We start from the raw sequence: 16,369 nt of genomic DNA, 5'->3' as shown, positions 1-16,369 counted from the left end.
CCTCTGCTTTTTACTCACTTCTCTTGTAACAGATCCCTCAGGGCACCCACCACCTGAGGGAGTTGCTCATCTTTCAGCGTGTCTGCCAACTCCCTGAGATAGCGGCGCAGCTCCTCCGGGGGGACCGGCTCCTCCGGGAAATCAAAGAAGGCCTTCAGGGGAACGCCCAGGACTACGGAAATCTTTTCCAGTGTCTCCATCGACGGGAAGCGGGAGCCACCCTCGATACGGCTCAGGGACTTGGTGTCCAGGCCGACCTGGTCGGCCACGTACTCCTGCTTCAGTTTTGCTCGTTTTCTGAGCAATTGGATGCGTTGGCCCAGCTGAACCTTGGTGGTGTCTGTCATTGTGCGGCGCCCTTGGTGAGGATTCTGAGGACGGGGATGAAAGTTGCAGCCGCAGGCCGAGCAGCGCTTGCTCTCCATATCCAGTCTCCAATCCGGGAGAGGAAAATGCGAGGGAGAAGGGGTGGTCTTCCTTGATGGCACCAAAGAAGTAAGGCGCTTGTATGGCCTAAGTCAAGATAGGTACTGCACGGGCAAAAAAAGAAGGCCCGCCGGGAGGCGGGCCTTCTTATGCTGCAGGCCATGCAGGCGCCTCAGTTCGAGGCGATGCGGGCGGACTGCTGCTCCAGCTTTTCCCGTAGCCCGGTTTTGCCCGGCAGCGTGGCACGTGGCGTATTGTCGGCGTGGCCTGTTTCCGCCTCCGGATAAAACTCCTCCAGCAGGGCGGGCACATCTTCCTCCTGGTCCTCGAAGAGACCGTTGCCAAGGCCTTCCCGAGCCGCATCCTCCAGCGCCGCCTGGTCGATGCCGGCCTGGCGTCGCCGCTCCTCCTGCTCCCGTGCTTCCGCTACCGCCTGCTCCAGCGACTGGCCATTGCGCAGACAAAGGTCTACGTAGTAGATCGGCGCTCGGTGGCTCTGGGTCGTGCTCTTGCCACGCAGCTTTAACTCCAGTGGCAGGCAGGCCAGACGCCCACCCGACACCGCTTGGAAGTAGCGCAGCCGCGCCGCCAGGGTGCGGATACTGTTGAAGCCGGTGGTGCGGAAGATAAAGGTGCCGAGTTCATCATCGTCGCCAATATGTACGTTCAGGCGGCCATAGGGCTTGCAGGCTCCGCCCCGGGCCAGATCACAGCCCTCGGGGGAGGGGCAGGGCAGGCTCTGCATGCCGTTCGGCGAGTAACGCCGGCATGTCTCGCCGTTGCCCACGCATAGAGGCCGGCCGCTGGTGCGGTCAAACAGGGAGTATTCGGCCCGCAGGTTGAGGTCGGGATCGTTGAAGAGCATTCGTACGGGGATGCTGCGCAGCTTGCCGTTGCCAGCCTTCTGACGCAGCTCCTCATCCAGCGGATGCGGAATCCAGCCTTCTCTATTTTGGACCTGGGTGGTGAGGGTGAACTGGTCGTCCTTCTCGGGCAGGCGCTTGCCGTTTTTCTCGACGACCTTGCCGATGCTGATACGTCCGAGAATGGGCGGTGTGATAGCCAAGCCTTTGATCATGGTGGTTCTCCGGAAAGGAAAAGAGGACAGAAAGGCCGCGCCGTCTTTGGCAGCGTGGCCTCCCGGGTCAGGGATGGATAAGGAAGCGGCGGGCGCCGGCTTTGCTCTTCTTCCAGCTCACGGCGCCGGCAGCGAAGAGGGCGCGGCTGGCCTCGCCCATGCGTTCCTGGATCCGTTGCTTTAGCAGGGCCTCGGTGGCCTTGCGAGCGTCGAGCTCCACCCGCACCGCCACCAGCGAGTCGAAGGTGGCCGAGAGCTCGGGATCCTCGCGCAGGTCCAGGGTTTCGCCCCGATCAATGGGGTAGAGTGCCTGCAGGGCTTGCGCAGAGGAGTCCGAACCGTCCACGGGCGGGGGCGTGTCGGTGACGACGTACTGCCAGAAGCGCCGCTCCAGCTCGATAAGGGAGGCGATGAGGGCCTCGTCCCGCTCAATACGGTGGATGCGCAGCTCCTGCCCGCAGATCAGTACGGCCACATCCGCCGCCTGCTTGCCAGTGACGGCCAACTGGTGCTGCACCTGGCACTGGATATAGTCCGGAACGCCGTCGCGCCACAGCCGGGCACCGAACTCGCCTGCCGTCTTGCACTCTAGGACCTGCACCTCGGGATGGCCGACCACCTCCCGGTCGATATTGGCCAGCATCCAGGCCTTGTCGGGATTGGGGTGCTGCAGCACGGCATTGCAGCGTCGGACTTTGAAGCCGGTGCGGCGGGCATAGCGCTCCGCCACCACGGGCTCCAGCACTGTGCCCCAGAACATGGGGCTGGTGTCGTCCTCCGGATCGACCGCCGGCAGATGGTCGTCGCGGCCGGTCTTCACCAGCCACAGCTCCAGCGGAGACTGATAGGGATTCAGGCCGACTGCGGCGGCTGCATCGCTGCTGCCGATGCCCTGGCGGCGGTAGGCCAGCCATTCCTCGCGAGAGAGGCCCTTGGTGGAGACCAGCCGCAGGGCGGGTTGAGCGCGAGTAGACGTGAGGGGCGATACTGATGCTGGTGATTCTGTTGTCGAGGCATCGGTGTTCATACGCAGTGCTCCAAAAGCAAAATGCCCGGTGTCGCAAGGCGTTCGACCGGGCGGTATGGCGTTGAGGGAGGAAATAAAAGGAAGCGCTACAGCCAGCCACGTTCGGCAAAGCTGACCGATGCCGTACCGGCGACCACGAGGTGGTCGATGATTCGCACATCGATAAGCGCGAGGCTTTGCACCAGGCGTTCGGTAATTTGACGGTCCGCCGCTGACGGCTCCGGCAGCCCAGAGGGATGGTTGTGGTAGAGGATCAGGGCGGCGGCGTTCAGCTGCAGGGCGCGCTGTACCACGATGCGGGGATGGACCGCTGTGGAATCGATAGTGCCCTGGAACAGTTCCTCATTGGCGATCAGTCCGTGCTGGCTGTCCAGGAAGAGGACACCGAAAATCTCCCGGGTTCGGTCCGCGAGTTGCAGGCCGAGGTAGTGCCGGGTAGCGATGGGGCTGCCCATGACCTCTCCGCGCTGCAGGCGCTGCCGCACGATGTCGGCAGCAAGAGCCAGCACGTCGTCCGGGCCGAACTGGCGGCGGGCGACATACTTGCCGTTGGGTTTGGCTTCAAACACGTTCATGACTAGGTCCTGAAAAAGCCCGGCATGAGGCCGGGCGTGTGCGTGGAAAATTAGGGAGGAAAGGTCGGTGAGGCTGTGGGAGTCAGGCCGCCTGCTGGCGGAAGAAATCCCGGATGAAGGCGTGGATGACGCGTTTCATGGTGTCGACATCAGGCAGCAGGCCGTCATGGAACAGCAGGTAATCCCCGAGGTAGACCCCCAAGGGGGAAATCACCTCGTACTCAAAGACACCAGGCAGATCCTGCTCCAGCCCTTCCCAGGTTGTTGAAGCCTGATGCCAGACTTCTGGCAGGAAGGCGGTGGCGGCGATGACCAGCTCCACGCAGCCTTGATTCCAGGTATCCAGGATCTGCTGGTTGCGCTCCTTGTCCGGGATATGTGCCAGAAGCCCTTCGTAAAGAAAGGCTCCCCAGACGGCCGCCAGTGCCGCGGGGAGTGGAATGACGTCATTTGCCAAGGTGTCCGTGTTGGCAGTTGTCTGGACTATCGGAACCACTGCAGCGTTAGGAGGATTTGGCATGATGCGTTTTCTCCGAGGATGAAAATGAAAACGCCCCATCCGGCACGGGGCCGGACAGGGCGTGATGAGAGGAGGTGGCATAAAGACCGATCCGGCTCCGCGCAGGCGGGCCGGGCTTTATGCCGTGAGGATCTAGGGCGTCAGGCCACCATCAACAAGGCCTGCTCCAGTGCCTTCTGCTTGATGGCGGCGCCCTGGCCGAACCAAGCCGAATCCAGCCGGTAGTCCGTGCTGCGGGCGCGGCGCTCGTGATCCACGAACTCCGTCACCGCATTCAACAGGCCATAGGCCGTGCCTTGAGCCGAGGGCAGCGTCGCGCCTTTGCCACGGCCTTCGTACAGGGACAGGGCTTTGGCCATGGCGCTTTCGTTGGTGGTGCCCGTGGACCGGACGTTGCTGCTGGTGTCGGTAAACACCTGCAGGAAGAAGCGCTGTACTTCCGTGTTCTTCATCTTCCGTTCCGAGAGGGCCTTCATGCGATCCATGAAGTCCTTCCAGCCCGACACGGAAATGCCCAGCTGCTTCTTGACGGCCTCGGCCTCGAAGCGGGTGCTGTGCGGCACCTTTACCGCCCCGTCGTTCCTGCCCAGGGCAATGGCCAGCGTGTTGTTGCAGACCACGCGGATGCTGGTGAACTGCGCTGTGGTGGCCAGTGTCCCGTCGCAGGCCGTGGCCAGCAGGACATAGCCCCGGCTGACATCCTTGCCCTTGAGCGTACCGCTCTGGCCGGTCCTCGCCAGGGCCCAGAACTTGCGGCCGCCCTTGAGTACCCCAGCCGTCTCAAGCTCGAAGCCGGAGATTTCGCTGAGGTCGCGGTAAAACTCCAGAATGTCGCGAGGCTGCACAACCTGATAGCGCTGGCTGACCACGGATAGCGGGGCATGCGTGTCGGAGCGGAACAGCACCTTGTTGTCGGGAAAGGATTCAATAGCGCCGAGATTGCCGGCAGCGCCAGTGATGAAGCGCACCGGCGTTTCACGGATTTCCCAATCCATCCCAGCCTGTTTGGCCCAGACCTCGATGGGCTGCTGGGCAGGGAGTTGATGACCGAGGCCATGCCACGGAGTTTGACCTAGATAGGCCATGGATTCGACGAGATGAGCCATGAGAGCTTCCTCATTCAAAAATGAAATTGGGGGAGATGAAACGGAGAGGTGCAGAAAGCTGAATACGGTCGGTGAGAGGTCCGGTGATCAGGACTCGTCGGTGAAGTCGCGCCGGCACCGCAGGCACTGGTAGTCATTGAGAATGTGCTTATCAATGACCTCGCCCACGGCAGCGCCCGTGGCACAGCCGGCTGCCGCACCGATCAGCCCACCTAGGACCGCCCCGGCAATAGAGCCGGCAGGACCGATGAAGGCGCCGACAGCGGCTCCGATGCGGGCGCCGGTCAGAGCCTCGGTAACACCTCCGGCTGCGCCTGCCATAGCGCCCAGTGTGCCGCCGATTTTCCGGCCGTGGTGTTTGCTGAAAACGGCATCGGCGCCACAAAACGGACAAAGCATGGAAAATCTCCTTTCTTGTGGGCATAAAAAAGCCCGCGACTGGGATCAGTGCGGGCTTCGATGGATTGATGTGGGCAGCTCGTTAATGACGGGCGAGCAGCTATCTCATTTAGGTGATGTGTATTTAAAAAAATCTGGGATCGTGGCTGGGGGTGTCAACGCCGATTGAAAACTGACCTCTTGGGATATGGTGATTATTCAGGCGTGACGGGTTTGCGGGGCGAGGCACCTGCCTTGCGCTAGTCCTTGAGGCGGTAGCTGATTCCGTTGAACTGGACGCTGTGCGCGTGATGGATCTGCCGGCTGAGCATGGCTGCGGTCAGGGCCTGGTTGTCGGCGAAGGCCGAGGCCCACGGGGTTAAGGGCAAGTTGTTGGTCAGCACCATGCTGCCGCGCTCGTAGCGCTTGTGCTGAACGCCATGTTGATGGTGGTATGGCGACGAAAGCCTGAGCAGGAGGCAATCATGCCATCAGATCAGGGTAGTCGGTTCACCAGCTATGTCTGGTTGGCATTCATGAAGGCGAACGGCTTGATTTCCAGCATGAGTCGACGTGGAAACTGTCAGAACAATGCGATGGCGGAGAGCTTTTCCCAACTATTGACGCGCGAGCGGATATGGCGGAAAAACTGCGATACATCAGCTACTGTGCAGCAGGACATTCTCGATTACATCGGGCTCTTCCACAATGCAGAACGCCGGCATGGTTTTAAGTAAGGACAATTACCTGTACCGTACGAACAGCAAAATCCAGTAAGTCTGGCAAGTAGCTAGTAAAGCCAGGACAATTCAAAACGGCATCACATGTGTGATGCCTGATTGTGATGGGTGACTAACAGAGCGCCTTGGGTTAGCACGGTCCAGGCCATGTCTCCAATCTGCTCCTCGGTATAGCGGCCGCCTTCCCGGTACCAAGTGGCCACCCAGTTAAGCGCTCCCAGTCCTATCAACCGCAGCATGTGCAGATCCACTTCCTGTCGGATATAGCCCTGCACCTTTAGCGTATCGAGCAAAATTGCCCAGTAGCGCTCGTAGCGGTCGCGCTCGGCAATCATGGCTGCGCGGGCCTCACCGTTCAGCGAACGCCACTCGAACAGCAGCACATAGAACATGTCGTTGCCGGAGAGCAGCACCCGGATATGGGCCTGCATGGCAGCACGCAATTTATGCAGAGGGTCGGCGACAGGGGCGGTCGCATCAATGATGGCGCGGATGGTCTGCTCGATCGCGGCCTTCATCATGTCCAGCAGTATGGCTTCTTTCGCCGGGTAGCGGTAATGCAGACTCCCTGGCAGAAGGCCGCAAGCGTCGGCGATTTGACGCACAGTCGTGCGCTCATAACCATTTTCACGGAACAGCCGCGCGGCCGCCGTGAGGATGAGCTCACGGTCTGTGGTGTCGACTCGGGGTTTCCCAACAGATGACTTTGGTTGATTCATGGATGGGCTCGACAAAGGACGCGATTGGTCAACTGACAGCCTGCAACCGTCCGGTGATTGTATGACTTGAATCGCTACCAATGCGCTTGGCAGCGCGCTTCAGTTGCCTCATGGCGAGCCGAAGCCATCACTGGCCGTGCCGTTCTCAAGGGCTCCAGGCTGATGCCGAACAAGCTCCGCCTGTTGGTCAAGTAACGAATCAACGGCCTGGCTGATTATTAGCGGAGCAAACATATTTGGTGTAGAGGACACGGCAGAATGCCTGCGAGCCCATCAAGATGCACGGGAATTTATTGTAACCCTTTGTTTTGTCTGAGTAAAGGCGGGGCGCTGAATGCTTGCCGACATTTGGTTTCATGGACATACGCGTTGCGATATACATTCAAAAACCTTGCATGGCCGGACAACCAAATTAGCTGTGGACCGGCCAGGCATTCAGACGGTCATTGACCGCGCAGCGTGTAACGCCGCCCATACTCTGCCGTTAACAGTCCACCAGCAAGCAAACATGCTCATACAGAACTGGGGCATGGCACAAGCAGTTGCCCTGGGCATGACTGGCAAGAAATAACAAGTAATGCGAGTAGTTCGGGATGGGCTTGGGCGATGATCAGATATATTTTCAAGGTCTTTCTCCTCGTTTTGTTCTTGCTGCGGGATTCGCCGGTGGCAGCAGAACTGGTTGCCCTTGAGGACGAGGCATCATCGGAAAATACGGGGGGGGATCGCCGTCGTGCTGGAAGAATTTCGCTTCCAGATGAAAAACACCGGTTGAGGCTGTAAAAAAGTCTTTTCAGCGAAAGCCGCGCCTTCAGCAACGGCGCCACATTATGGCGCGGTTTCATTTTCAGTCTGTCGCGTGAATTTTCCTTATTCCGTCTGCCGCTCCTGAAATTACTCACACACGCGTCATTTCAGGTCACTTCCTGCCTCACGCCACCGCATATCCGCTCTTCGCCAGCTTCTCGAATTTCTGCTCCACGTACATCAGGCTCCACTGCGTGTTTCCAGCCATGCTGCCAATGAGCGGCTTCAGAGCAGAGATTTCAGATCGGTATGCGGATCGCTCAATAAGTCAGTGCTGACAGCCTTGCGTCGCTGCACTAACTGTTTGCCGACCATAAAGGCGATCGGCAGGTTGACTGCATCGACCGCGATGACGCAGCCGTCGCGCAGATAGAACACTGCAAATCCCTTGTCCCCGAGGCTGCCGCGCATGACACGCTGGTCGTGGCCCTGTGACAACCCGACCATCTGCAGACGAATGTCATATTGGTTCGACCAAAACCACGGTACGCTATCGTAGGGCTTTTCCTCACCCATCAATACCGCTGCGGCAGTGCGCGCCTGGTCTACAGCATTGGCTACCGACTCAAGCCGTAGCCTGTCCTCAAAGAAAAGATTGCGATGACGTGTGCAGTCGCCGATCGCCAGAATCGCAGGGTCATCGGTGCGAGTAAACTCGTCAACGAGAATGCCGCCATCGCAGGCTAGGCCGGCCGCTTCTGCCAGTGCGGTATCCGGTATCACGCCAATCGAAACAAGCACGATATCCGCAGACACCGTGTCGCCATTCGCCAGCCTGACCCCAGCAACACACCCGTGATCACCTGCTTCGAACCCTATCACCCCTGTGTCCAGTCGTACGTCCACCCCGGCTTCACGGTGTCTGGCATAGAAAAAGGCGGACATCTCCGGCCCGGTAACCCGCTGCATCAGACGCTCGGCAGCTTCCAGCACCGTGACACTGACACCCTTCTTGATGGCGCTGGCAGCGACCTCAAGGCCGACGAAACCGCCGCCGACGATGACCAGACGTTTGCCCGGAACGAGCTCCTCGCGCAGGGCATCCGCGTCAGCGATGTCGTGCAAATAATAAATGCCCTTCGACTCGGCCCCGGGCGACTTCAGGCGACGAACCTGTGAGCCCGTTGCCAGGACAAGGCGGTCGTATTGGATCGTGCTCTGATCGGATAATCTGACGGTTTTGCTGCTTCGGTCGATCTGATCGACACGCACACCGATCCGCAATTGATAGCCTGCATTTTCATATACCGAGCGCGGCTTCAGGTACAGTGACTCCTGCTCAACCTCACCTGCCAGATAATTCTTCGACAAAGGAGGTCGCTGGTACGGTGGATGCGGTTCTTCACCGACCAGCACCACCTCATGCTGATATCCGCTTTGCAGCAAGGCCGCCAAAAGCGCTCCTGCTGCATGCCCCCCCCCAACGATGACGGTCACCTCATGCGATTTGTTGGCCATTGCCTCTCTCGAACTGAATTACGGGAAGGGGATTTTCAGCCACCGGGTGTGGCGGCATCCTCAAGCATCATCGCGGCGCCTTTCTCGCCGATCATGGTCGCCGGCTGATTCGTATTGCCACCCACCAGGGTCGGCATGATCGAGGCGTCGATCACGCGCAGACACTGCACCCCATGCACTCGCAAACGCGGATCCACCACTGCCAGCGAATCCACGCCCATTTTGCACGTACCGACCGGGTGATATGCCGACTCAGCGCTGCGCCGCACCCAGTCAGCGAGGTCATGGTCCGCCAACAGCGCCCCTCCGGGGGAAACCTCGACATCATGGTGCGGCGCAAAGGCCGGCTGCGCCAGAATCCCGCGCACCAGTCGCACCCCGCGAACTAGTTGCTCAACATCCGCAGGATCGGACAAATAAGCGGGATCGATCAGCGGCGCCGCATAGGGGTCGGCGCTGTGCAGACCGACGCGCCCGCGTGACAAAGGCCGAAGCACGTAGATCATGACTATGTAGCCATAACCACTCATCGCGGTCTTTATGTCCCGCCCATGATCAGCGTACAGCATGGGCCCGAAGTGCAGTTGCAGATCGGGAATCGGCTCTTGCGGCCGGGAGCGGATAAACCCGCCGGCTTCGGCACCATTGCTGGACAGCACGCCGCGCCGACCGGCCAGATACTGCAGCACGGCCCATAGTCCCTTGAGCCAGAAGCTTGGATGCATCGAAATGCCCAGGCGGGTGCGTGCCCTGGCCCGGACGAACACGTCGATATGATCCTGAAGATTCTGCCCTACGCCTTCCAGCGCGTGACGCACCTCAATGCCGTGCCGAACGAGTTCCTCTCGCGGACCGATCCCGGATAACATCAGCAGCTGTGGCGACTTGAATGCGCCACCGCAGAGCACTACCTCGCGCGCCGCTCGAACCTGCACCAAGCCCGTCCCACTTCGATACTCCACTCCGACAGCACGCGTCCCTTCGAGCAGTACTCGGGTGACGTGTGAACCACTGCGTATCGTCAGGTTCGAGCGTCCTGCCGCTGGCTCAAGATAGGCGCGTGCATTGCTGCATCGCGCACCAATTTTCTGATAGACATAGTAAAAACCTACGCCTTCCTGATCATGGCCGTTAAAGTCGCTGTTGTAGCGGTATCCAGCCTGCATTGCAGACTCAACAAACACCTGACTAAGGGGATTGGTATAGCGGCGTTCGGCAACATTGAGTGGGCCTCCACGACCATGAAACGCCGCATCACGCTGGTTCAATGGCGGCTCGAAATTCTCCGACTTCGTGAAATAAGGCAGCACCTCTTCGTACGACCATCCGTAGCAGCCCAGCTGCGCCCATTCATCGTAGTCCCGGGCATGACCGCGGATATAAACCTGCGCGTTCATGCCGCTCGACCCTCCGAGCATCTTGCCCCGTGGCTGGAACAACGAGCGACCATACATATGCCGCTGCGGCTCGGTGTTGAACTGCCAGTTATAGCGACGGCTGAACATCAGCTGTAAAAAGCCCAGCGGCATGTTCACGAACGGGTTACAACGGCTCTCCGGCCCGGCCTCAAGCAGCAGCACGGAATAGTGGCCGCTCTCGGACAGGCGGTTAGCGACAGCACATCCAGCTGAGCCGGCGCCGACCACCACATAATCAAACTGCTCTGACGCCTCCCCAGCCTGATGGCTCATCAACTTTTAGCCGTCAACTTGACCATCAGCGTGGAATAGCCCCGCACAAAGTTGGATTGTACCAACTCCGGAACGCCAACCACTTCGATGTCATCGAAACGCTTGAGCAACTCCTCCCACAGAATGCGTAGTTGCAGTTCAGCGAGGCGGTTTCCCATGCAACGGTGAACGCCATAGCCAAACGCCATATGATTTCTCGCATCGCTACGATCAATGATGAATTGATCAGGATTTTCAAATTTCCGTTCGTCACGATTGCCCGAGGCGTACCACATCAGCACGCGATCGCCCTTCCTGATGGTCTGGTCATGGAGCTTGATATCCTGGGTGGCAACCCGACGCATATGTGCTAGCGGGGTTTGCCAACGGATGATTTCCGATACCATATTCGGAATCAGCTCTTGGTTCGCCTTCAGCTTGGCAAATTCCTCGGGAAACTGATTCAGGGCCAGCACGCCACCACTCATTGAGTTGCGCGTGGTGTCGTTGCCGCCGACGATGAGCAGCGCCAGATTACCGATAAACTCCATCGGACGGTTGATCAGGTCCTTGGTATCCTCGTTGCTCTGCATCATGCTGATCAGGTCGAAACCGACCTTCTCACCGGCTGCACGACGTGCTTCCTTGTCGCGCCAAAGTCTGGAAAAAGACCATGCCATGTCTGCAGCATCGTCGAACATGACATCTTCATCGGCAAATTCACCGCCAGTGGCCGATGATGCACCGGACAAGCGATCTGACCAGTCAACCAGCTTGTGACGTTGCTCGTAGGGAAAATCCAGCAAAGTCGCCAGCATACGACCAGTCAGCTCCTTCGATACCGTCGGCACCCAGTTGAATGGCTTGTTCAGAGGTAGACTGTCAAGCACCTCTCCAGTGCGGCTGCGAATCAGCCCCTCCATTTCCTTCAGGTTCTGCGGCGCCACAACCCCCTGAACCGCGCGGCGCTGTACGTCGTGCTTGGGCGGGTCCATGGCGATGAACATTTCTACTGATAAGCCATCCGGAGGATCCCCCAGAACGATTTGCGGCTCGGAGGAAAACAGCTCATGACTCTTGTCCACGAACAAAATATCGTCATAACGTGTAACCGACCAGAAGGGCCCGAACGGGCTGTTACTCTGGTAGTGCACCGGCGCCTCGTCCCGGAGCCGCTTGAAATAGGCGCCCCACTGGCCTTGCCGATACAGAAACGGGTTACTGATATCGATGTCTTCAAGAGCCAGAGTATTAACATCGGGCAACGGAACTTCGACAAAGTGCAGCATCGGGGTCTTGGCCCCGACGGTCTTTCTCTTTGCCTTCATCAGCATCTTCAGTGCCTTGATCTGCAAGTGCATGGGCACCAATCTGGATGTGGCGTTTATCACTTTTGTCTGAATCGTGGCGGTTTCGCTTGATTTCGTTATCATTGTTTGCTCCGCATTTTTTACATCTGGAATTCAGGCAAATAGACGATCATGCCATCCATCGCTTCTGTAACCTTGACCTGACAGCCAAGACGCGAGGTGCCAGTCCGCTCCGGTGTCATGGACAGCATCTGCTCTTCGGCATCAGCGATCTCACCGGTCTTTTTGAACCACTGCTCGTCAACGATGATGTGGCATGTCCCACACGCGCACTCTCCGCCGCAATCCCCGTCTATACCGGGCACCGCATTGGTGACTGCGATTTGCATCAACGTAGTGCCTGCCTCGAACTCGGCAACATGCTCGGTGTTGTTATGCTCAAAAAACGTGATCTTGGCCAATGCCTTTCTCCTGCAATTAGGTCTTGTGCTGATGGTCATTCCGCATCGCCATGACGAGGAGGTCATTTCTTGACAGCAAGGGGGTCATTTAGAGACAATCTAGCCATTCTTCAGGGCCGATCCCCATGACGCAACTTACTGATGCAAGGGACAATCCGGGCGCCGATATTCCGTCGAACTATTCACGGCTGATCGCCCGCGAACTCGGCCTGACAGCCCGGCAATTACCCGAATTGCTCCAGGGAACCAGCCTCAGCGCCCTGCAGCTGCTGAGTGAGGATGGCCTGATTACCCCTGTCCAGCAGATACAGATTCTGCGCAACGCTCTGGAGTTGTCCGGCCAACCAGGATTCGGTTTGCGGCTGGGTAAGCGCTTGACGCCAGCAACCCACGGCGCGATGGGCTTTGCCGCCTCCAGCAGCCCGAACCTGCTCAGCGCGCTTCAGGCGATACACACCTTTCTACCCACCCGTGCCAGCGTTATCGAGCTGAACTTGCAGGAAGTAGAAGATGACCTCGAATGTAGACCGACCTTCCAGATGCCGCTCGATGATGAACTTCTGCGCTGTATGGCGGAGTTGATTATCTCGGTACTGCTTGAGTTCGGCGAATTCATTGTCGGCCGTCCTCTGGACGAGGCGGAAATAGGCTTCACCCATCCAGCGCCCGAATACCTGGCGATTTATTCAGAGTATCTGTCCGGGCAGATTGATTTCGGCTGTGATCAGTTGACGCTCCGATTGCCGTTGGCGTTGTGTCATGAGCCGAACGCTTCGGCCAATCACGAGAGCTATCGCCTCGCTCTGCAGACGTGTGAGACCATGCTGGCGCAACTGCAGACACAGACGTCCAGCTACCAGAACCGCCTCAAGAAAATGATGTTATCCCGACCGCCCGGCACACTCAGTGAAGAGGAAGCCGCTGCCACTCTTTTCATGAGTAAGCGCACTCTGGCCCGGAAGCTGAAACAGGAGAACAGCAATTTTCGACAGATTCGCGATGACATCCTGTCCAGCCAGGCGGCCAGCTACCTCCGTGAAAGCTCACTGTCGATCGAAAACATTGCCGCGTTGCTGAACTACCATGACAGCGCCAACTTCAGGCGTGCCTTCAAACGCTGGTTTGGCCAGTCGCCTGAGCAGTACCGGCGCCTTGTCGGCTCGTCCCGGAAAAGCTGAAGCGCTCTCAAACAAACTCCGCTTGAATACCGCCAAAAATTCAAAGCAACACTAGCAGCGGCTTTTACAAACTAGTGTCCAGTTGACGGGGGGGCTTACAGTTGTCCCACTGGATGTAGGCTGAAATGTCTCCCGCATCAACTTTGATCTGAACCGGCGCGTGGCCATCGGCTGATTCGGGGCTATGGTTTTCAGCTGTGTAGAGAATACTTGAAGAGCCAACGACGCTAACTGGAGCACACAAAGGCCCCGCCATTGGCGAGGCCCTTATGATGACAATCTCGAATCAGGGATGACTTTCCGATTTGCACTGTGTTGCCAGGAAGGGCGTGAGAAATACTGCCTCACTTATCAGGTACCAAGGTAATTACTTTCAGGCTCCCATCCAGCTTGCTGGAATCCATGTAGCCAATGGATCCAGACTTTTGAAGCAGTGCGGCCTTCAGTTCCTCGGATTTGACTGTGCGGGGTGGTTGGGCTTTGCCGGTGAACATCATTCGGGTCCAGTATTTACTCATTTGCTCGGGTGTTTTTTTGAGCACCTTGCTATAGAAAAGGTTCTTGCCTTCTCCATCGACATCAAAAACAGTCGCTATCGCTCCATCAGGGAGCCGGCTTAGGGTCCACCTCGTAGAGATGAGCAATGGCCTGACTCATCGCGTTCCTTGCAGACTCCTCGTCAATACTTCCCCCGGTTGGCACCAACTTCTGCACAACTTCAAGGGCGGCGTCCTGCGCTGATAGGCCGCGTTGCTTTATCGAAGCAACCCACGCATTGATACCCGGGTCTGTCCCATCACGGGCCGTCGCCAGAACCCCCCCCAATGAGGAGGCAGCTACGGCACTCGTGCGCATGCGGTTCGCAGCTTTCGCTGAACCACCCATGGACGAGGGTCATTGACCGTGATATCGAGCTCAATCTGACGCGTCCAGCCATCGGCAGTGCCTTTTCGAAGAACTACTACATCGGCCGCATAAACAGCAAAACAAAAAAGCATGAAATCCCATACCGGGATCGACGGAGCATAACCAACGCTTTCCAACTCACTTCGCCAACCACAGGCGATGCGTCCGATATCAGCGCGGGGGGACGCTTCCAAGAAGGTGAATGCCCGAGTACCCGCAGGCAATCTATCGGGCAGAGCATTAATGCTTGAGCAAAGGATCTTCATGATTCTGAAAACACCGTAAGCGCGTCTTGTAGCGCCGAGGACGCAATCTCTCGCATGGAGCGCTGCACACTGCCGGAGCGCGCCTTTTCCATCGACCGATTAACAACAACCATGATGTAGTCTAGCGCTTGTGCCAGACGCTCTTGGATAACTCTTGGTGCGTACTTCAGTTTTTCAAAAACTCGGCCAAGCTCAAGCTGAACACGGTTGTAAACATCGAACGCCACCGTGTACGCCATTACATTGGCAATTTGGTCGTCTGCAAGATTAAAAATGTCTGCATTGACATGCCGAAATACAGGCGCTCGAGTTGCGTTGAAGTAATGCTGGTCATGGCGGTATTTGGATGAGTCACGATAACCAGGTCAGCTTGTGCGCATCTGCGGCCAGAAACCAGCGGCCATCGTCGTACGAGGCGCCGAGACTCGCGAAGCTGGTCGGACTTTGATCCAGGTTCAACGGATCGCCGGGAATCACCGGGGGCAGGGTGATGTCGATATCTCCGCGGGTGTATTCGTTGCGCCCTTCGCTGAGAAGCTGGGTGACCAGATTGCTACGGTCATCGATTCGATACGTTATCTGGAGTCCGGCTACGGACTCCTTGCCGAAGTCCGGCTTTTCGGTGTACCCGGGATTGCCGTAAGCATCCTGGATGTATTCGCCGCCCTGGTCATTATCGAGCCACGCGGCGGAGGCGGTGGCGAATCCATTCACCTGAAGGTTGCGAGTCACATCTTCCGCCATCGAGGTCACCGGCTGCAGGCTGAGCAACAGCATGAGGCTGCGCTTTATCATTTTTTTCATGCAATACCCCTTTTCGAAAGTGAACACATCAATGAGCTGGCTCTAAGCCTGTCGTCGAACACCTTACTTTGCTGGCGTAAGTACATGCGCATCCCTCACACATGGCATCGCACCAGCTTCGCCAGCCCAACGTGACAACTGATGCGTCCTGGCCCGTCTTCCTGTCGTTGGATGGCTGACCAACGATGATCATGTTTACAAGTGACCGATACGCATCTGCGATAAGCGGGAGGGTCTGCTCAACGGACGGTTGGAGGACAGCTATTAAGTCATCGCAGTTTTCTTGAGGACACGGTTCGCGGAGGGTAAATCCCCGAGTGGTGGCTCCGACTCCCCCTGTTAGTTTATGAGCATTTGGCCGCTTGACCAAGTGCGTTGGTCGTGTGACCATCGGTTGGGAAAGCTGTTCAGCTCTGGAGGAAGCCCCAATTGTCACTGCTGCGCAGGCTCAACCATCTCCGCCGGGACATGGTCAGACTCATCAGTAACAGACGGCCTGAGCAGTCGGCTGCCGCTACCTCAACGTCTCATCGCAAGACATTCAGGACGTTCGAGCCCCAGCTGCCCGCGCGGTCGGCCGCTCCACCGCATGAACTCCTTCATCCCACTCCGATGAACGTGGTAGAGGTCGCCAGGGAGACACTGGATGCCATCCGCGTGGTCCTGGCCCGCCCTGACGGCCAGCCGATCACTTTCACGCCCGGCATGTTCTTCACGGTCGTGGTGACCATCGACGGCGAGGAGCACCGCCGGGCGTATTCGATCTCCAGCCCGGTGCAGCAATCCCAGCAGGTGGATATCGTCATCAAACGTATTGCGGGTGGACGGGTGTCCGGCTGGCTCAACGAGCAACTCCGCGCTGGCGACACCCTGCAGGTGCTGGGCCCGTCCGGTACGTTCACGCTGGCGCCGGACGCTGGTCAGGCACGTCATCTGCTGC

18 protein-coding genes and 2 pseudogenes are annotated in these 16,369 nt (G+C 58.2%); 4 read left to right on the top strand and 16 right to left on the bottom strand.

The window, feature by feature from the left end; translation table 11 throughout:
- Positions 1-14 precede the first annotated feature (14 nt).
- The 7 genes from V7080_RS06650 to V7080_RS06620 form a co-directional block, all read right to left on the bottom strand.
- Positions 15-347, bottom strand: coding sequence for a helix-turn-helix domain-containing protein (locus V7080_RS06650; protein ID WP_334187622.1), 333 nt, complete (start codon positions 345-347; stop codon positions 15-17).
- 251 nt (positions 348-598) lie between these two features.
- Positions 599-1,504 (bottom strand): recombination directionality factor, encoded by a 906-nt coding sequence (locus V7080_RS06645; RefSeq protein ID WP_334187621.1) that lies wholly within the window; start codon positions 1,502-1,504, stop codon positions 599-601.
- A 67-nt stretch (positions 1,505-1,571) separates the two neighbouring features.
- A complete protein-coding gene (locus V7080_RS06640) occupies positions 1,572-2,531 on the bottom strand; it encodes a YqaJ viral recombinase family nuclease (RefSeq protein ID WP_334187620.1) in 960 nt (319 codons plus the stop codon).
- A gap of 86 nt (positions 2,532-2,617) precedes the next feature.
- Positions 2,618-3,106: a RadC family protein gene (gene radC, locus V7080_RS06635; protein ID WP_334187619.1), complete on the bottom strand. Its 489-nt coding sequence runs from the start codon at positions 3,104-3,106 to the stop codon at positions 2,618-2,620.
- 82 nt (positions 3,107-3,188) lie between these two features.
- Positions 3,189-3,563, bottom strand: a complete 375-nt coding sequence (locus V7080_RS06630) for a hypothetical protein (RefSeq protein WP_334187618.1) — start codon at positions 3,561-3,563, stop codon at positions 3,189-3,191.
- Positions 3,564-3,766: 203 nt separating this feature from the next.
- Positions 3,767-4,732, bottom strand: coding sequence for a DUF932 domain-containing protein (locus V7080_RS06625; RefSeq protein WP_334187617.1), 966 nt, complete (start codon positions 4,730-4,732; stop codon positions 3,767-3,769).
- An 87-nt stretch (positions 4,733-4,819) separates the two neighbouring features.
- Entirely contained in the window at positions 4,820-5,131 is a 312-nt protein-coding gene (locus V7080_RS06620) for a hypothetical protein (RefSeq protein ID WP_334187616.1), read from the bottom strand.
- On the opposite strand from V7080_RS06620, the gene V7080_RS06615 reads away from it, so the two are divergent.
- Positions 5,130-5,300, top strand: coding sequence for a hypothetical protein (locus V7080_RS06615; protein ID WP_334187615.1), 171 nt, complete (start codon positions 5,130-5,132; stop codon positions 5,298-5,300). The genes V7080_RS06620 and V7080_RS06615 overlap by 2 nt on opposite strands.
- Before the next feature lie 70 nt (positions 5,301-5,370).
- Here the strand turns inward: V7080_RS06615 and V7080_RS06610 are convergent.
- A pseudogene (locus tag V7080_RS06610) lies at positions 5,371-5,538 on the bottom strand (ATP-binding protein); the annotation flags it as partial.
- Between V7080_RS06610 and V7080_RS06605 the strand changes: the two are divergent.
- Positions 5,536-5,835, top strand: a pseudogene (locus V7080_RS06605) (IS3 family transposase); the annotation flags it as partial. The pseudogenes V7080_RS06610 and V7080_RS06605 overlap by 3 nt on opposite strands.
- A gap of 95 nt (positions 5,836-5,930) precedes the next feature.
- On the opposite strand, the gene V7080_RS06600 reads toward V7080_RS06605, so the two are convergent.
- The 5 genes from V7080_RS06600 to V7080_RS06580 form a co-directional block, all read right to left on the bottom strand.
- A complete protein-coding gene (locus tag V7080_RS06600; protein WP_334187613.1) occupies positions 5,931-6,569 on the bottom strand; it encodes a TetR/AcrR family transcriptional regulator in 639 nt (212 codons plus the stop codon).
- A gap of 1,032 nt (positions 6,570-7,601) precedes the next feature.
- Positions 7,602-8,834 carry an NAD(P)/FAD-dependent oxidoreductase gene (locus V7080_RS06595; protein ID WP_334187612.1) on the bottom strand — a complete coding sequence of 411 codons (1,233 nt, stop codon included), beginning with the start codon at positions 8,832-8,834 and terminating at the stop codon, positions 7,602-7,604.
- 35 nt (positions 8,835-8,869) lie between these two features.
- Positions 8,870-10,525 carry a GMC family oxidoreductase gene (locus V7080_RS06590; protein ID WP_334187611.1) on the bottom strand — a complete coding sequence of 552 codons (1,656 nt, stop codon included), beginning with the start codon at positions 10,523-10,525 and terminating at the stop codon, positions 8,870-8,872.
- Entirely contained in the window at positions 10,525-11,937 is a 1,413-nt protein-coding gene (locus V7080_RS06585) for a cytochrome P450 (protein WP_334187610.1), read from the bottom strand. The genes V7080_RS06590 and V7080_RS06585 overlap by 1 nt, the downstream gene beginning before the upstream one ends.
- A 17-nt stretch (positions 11,938-11,954) precedes the next feature.
- Positions 11,955-12,275: a 2Fe-2S iron-sulfur cluster-binding protein gene (locus V7080_RS06580; RefSeq protein WP_334187609.1), complete on the bottom strand. Its 321-nt coding sequence runs from the start codon at positions 12,273-12,275 to the stop codon at positions 11,955-11,957.
- 125 nt (positions 12,276-12,400) lie between these two features.
- Between V7080_RS06580 and V7080_RS06575 the strand changes: the two genes are divergently transcribed.
- Positions 12,401-13,453, top strand: coding sequence for an AraC family transcriptional regulator (locus V7080_RS06575; protein WP_334187608.1), 1,053 nt, complete (start codon positions 12,401-12,403; stop codon positions 13,451-13,453).
- Positions 13,454-13,797: 344 nt separating this feature from the next.
- On the opposite strand, the gene V7080_RS06570 is transcribed toward V7080_RS06575, so the two are convergent.
- The 3 genes from V7080_RS06570 to V7080_RS06560 all read right to left on the bottom strand — a co-directional run bounded on the left by V7080_RS06570 (position 13,798) and on the right by V7080_RS06560 (position 15,429).
- Entirely contained in the window at positions 13,798-13,995 is a 198-nt protein-coding gene (locus V7080_RS06570) for a hypothetical protein (protein ID WP_334187607.1), read from the bottom strand.
- Positions 13,996-14,621: 626 nt separating this feature from the next.
- On the bottom strand, positions 14,622-14,864 hold the full coding sequence (locus V7080_RS06565) for a hypothetical protein (RefSeq protein WP_334187606.1): 243 nt from the start codon (positions 14,862-14,864) through the stop codon (positions 14,622-14,624).
- A gap of 112 nt (positions 14,865-14,976) precedes the next feature.
- Positions 14,977-15,429, bottom strand: a complete 453-nt coding sequence (locus V7080_RS06560; protein ID WP_334187605.1) for a hypothetical protein — start codon at positions 15,427-15,429, stop codon at positions 14,977-14,979.
- Between the two features lie 612 nt (positions 15,430-16,041).
- Between V7080_RS06560 and V7080_RS06555 the strand changes: the two genes are divergently transcribed.
- The coding region (locus V7080_RS06555) for an FAD-binding oxidoreductase (protein ID WP_334187604.1) at positions 16,042-16,369 on the top strand (328 nt) is incomplete at its 3' end.

Origin of the sequence: Noviherbaspirillum sp. (assembly GCF_036846085.1) — a bacterium.
Taxonomy (GTDB): domain Bacteria; phylum Pseudomonadota; class Gammaproteobacteria; order Burkholderiales; family Burkholderiaceae_D; genus Noviherbaspirillum.
Note: the sequence above shows the minus strand (reverse complement) of the source record. Positions and strands in the feature narration are given on the sequence as shown.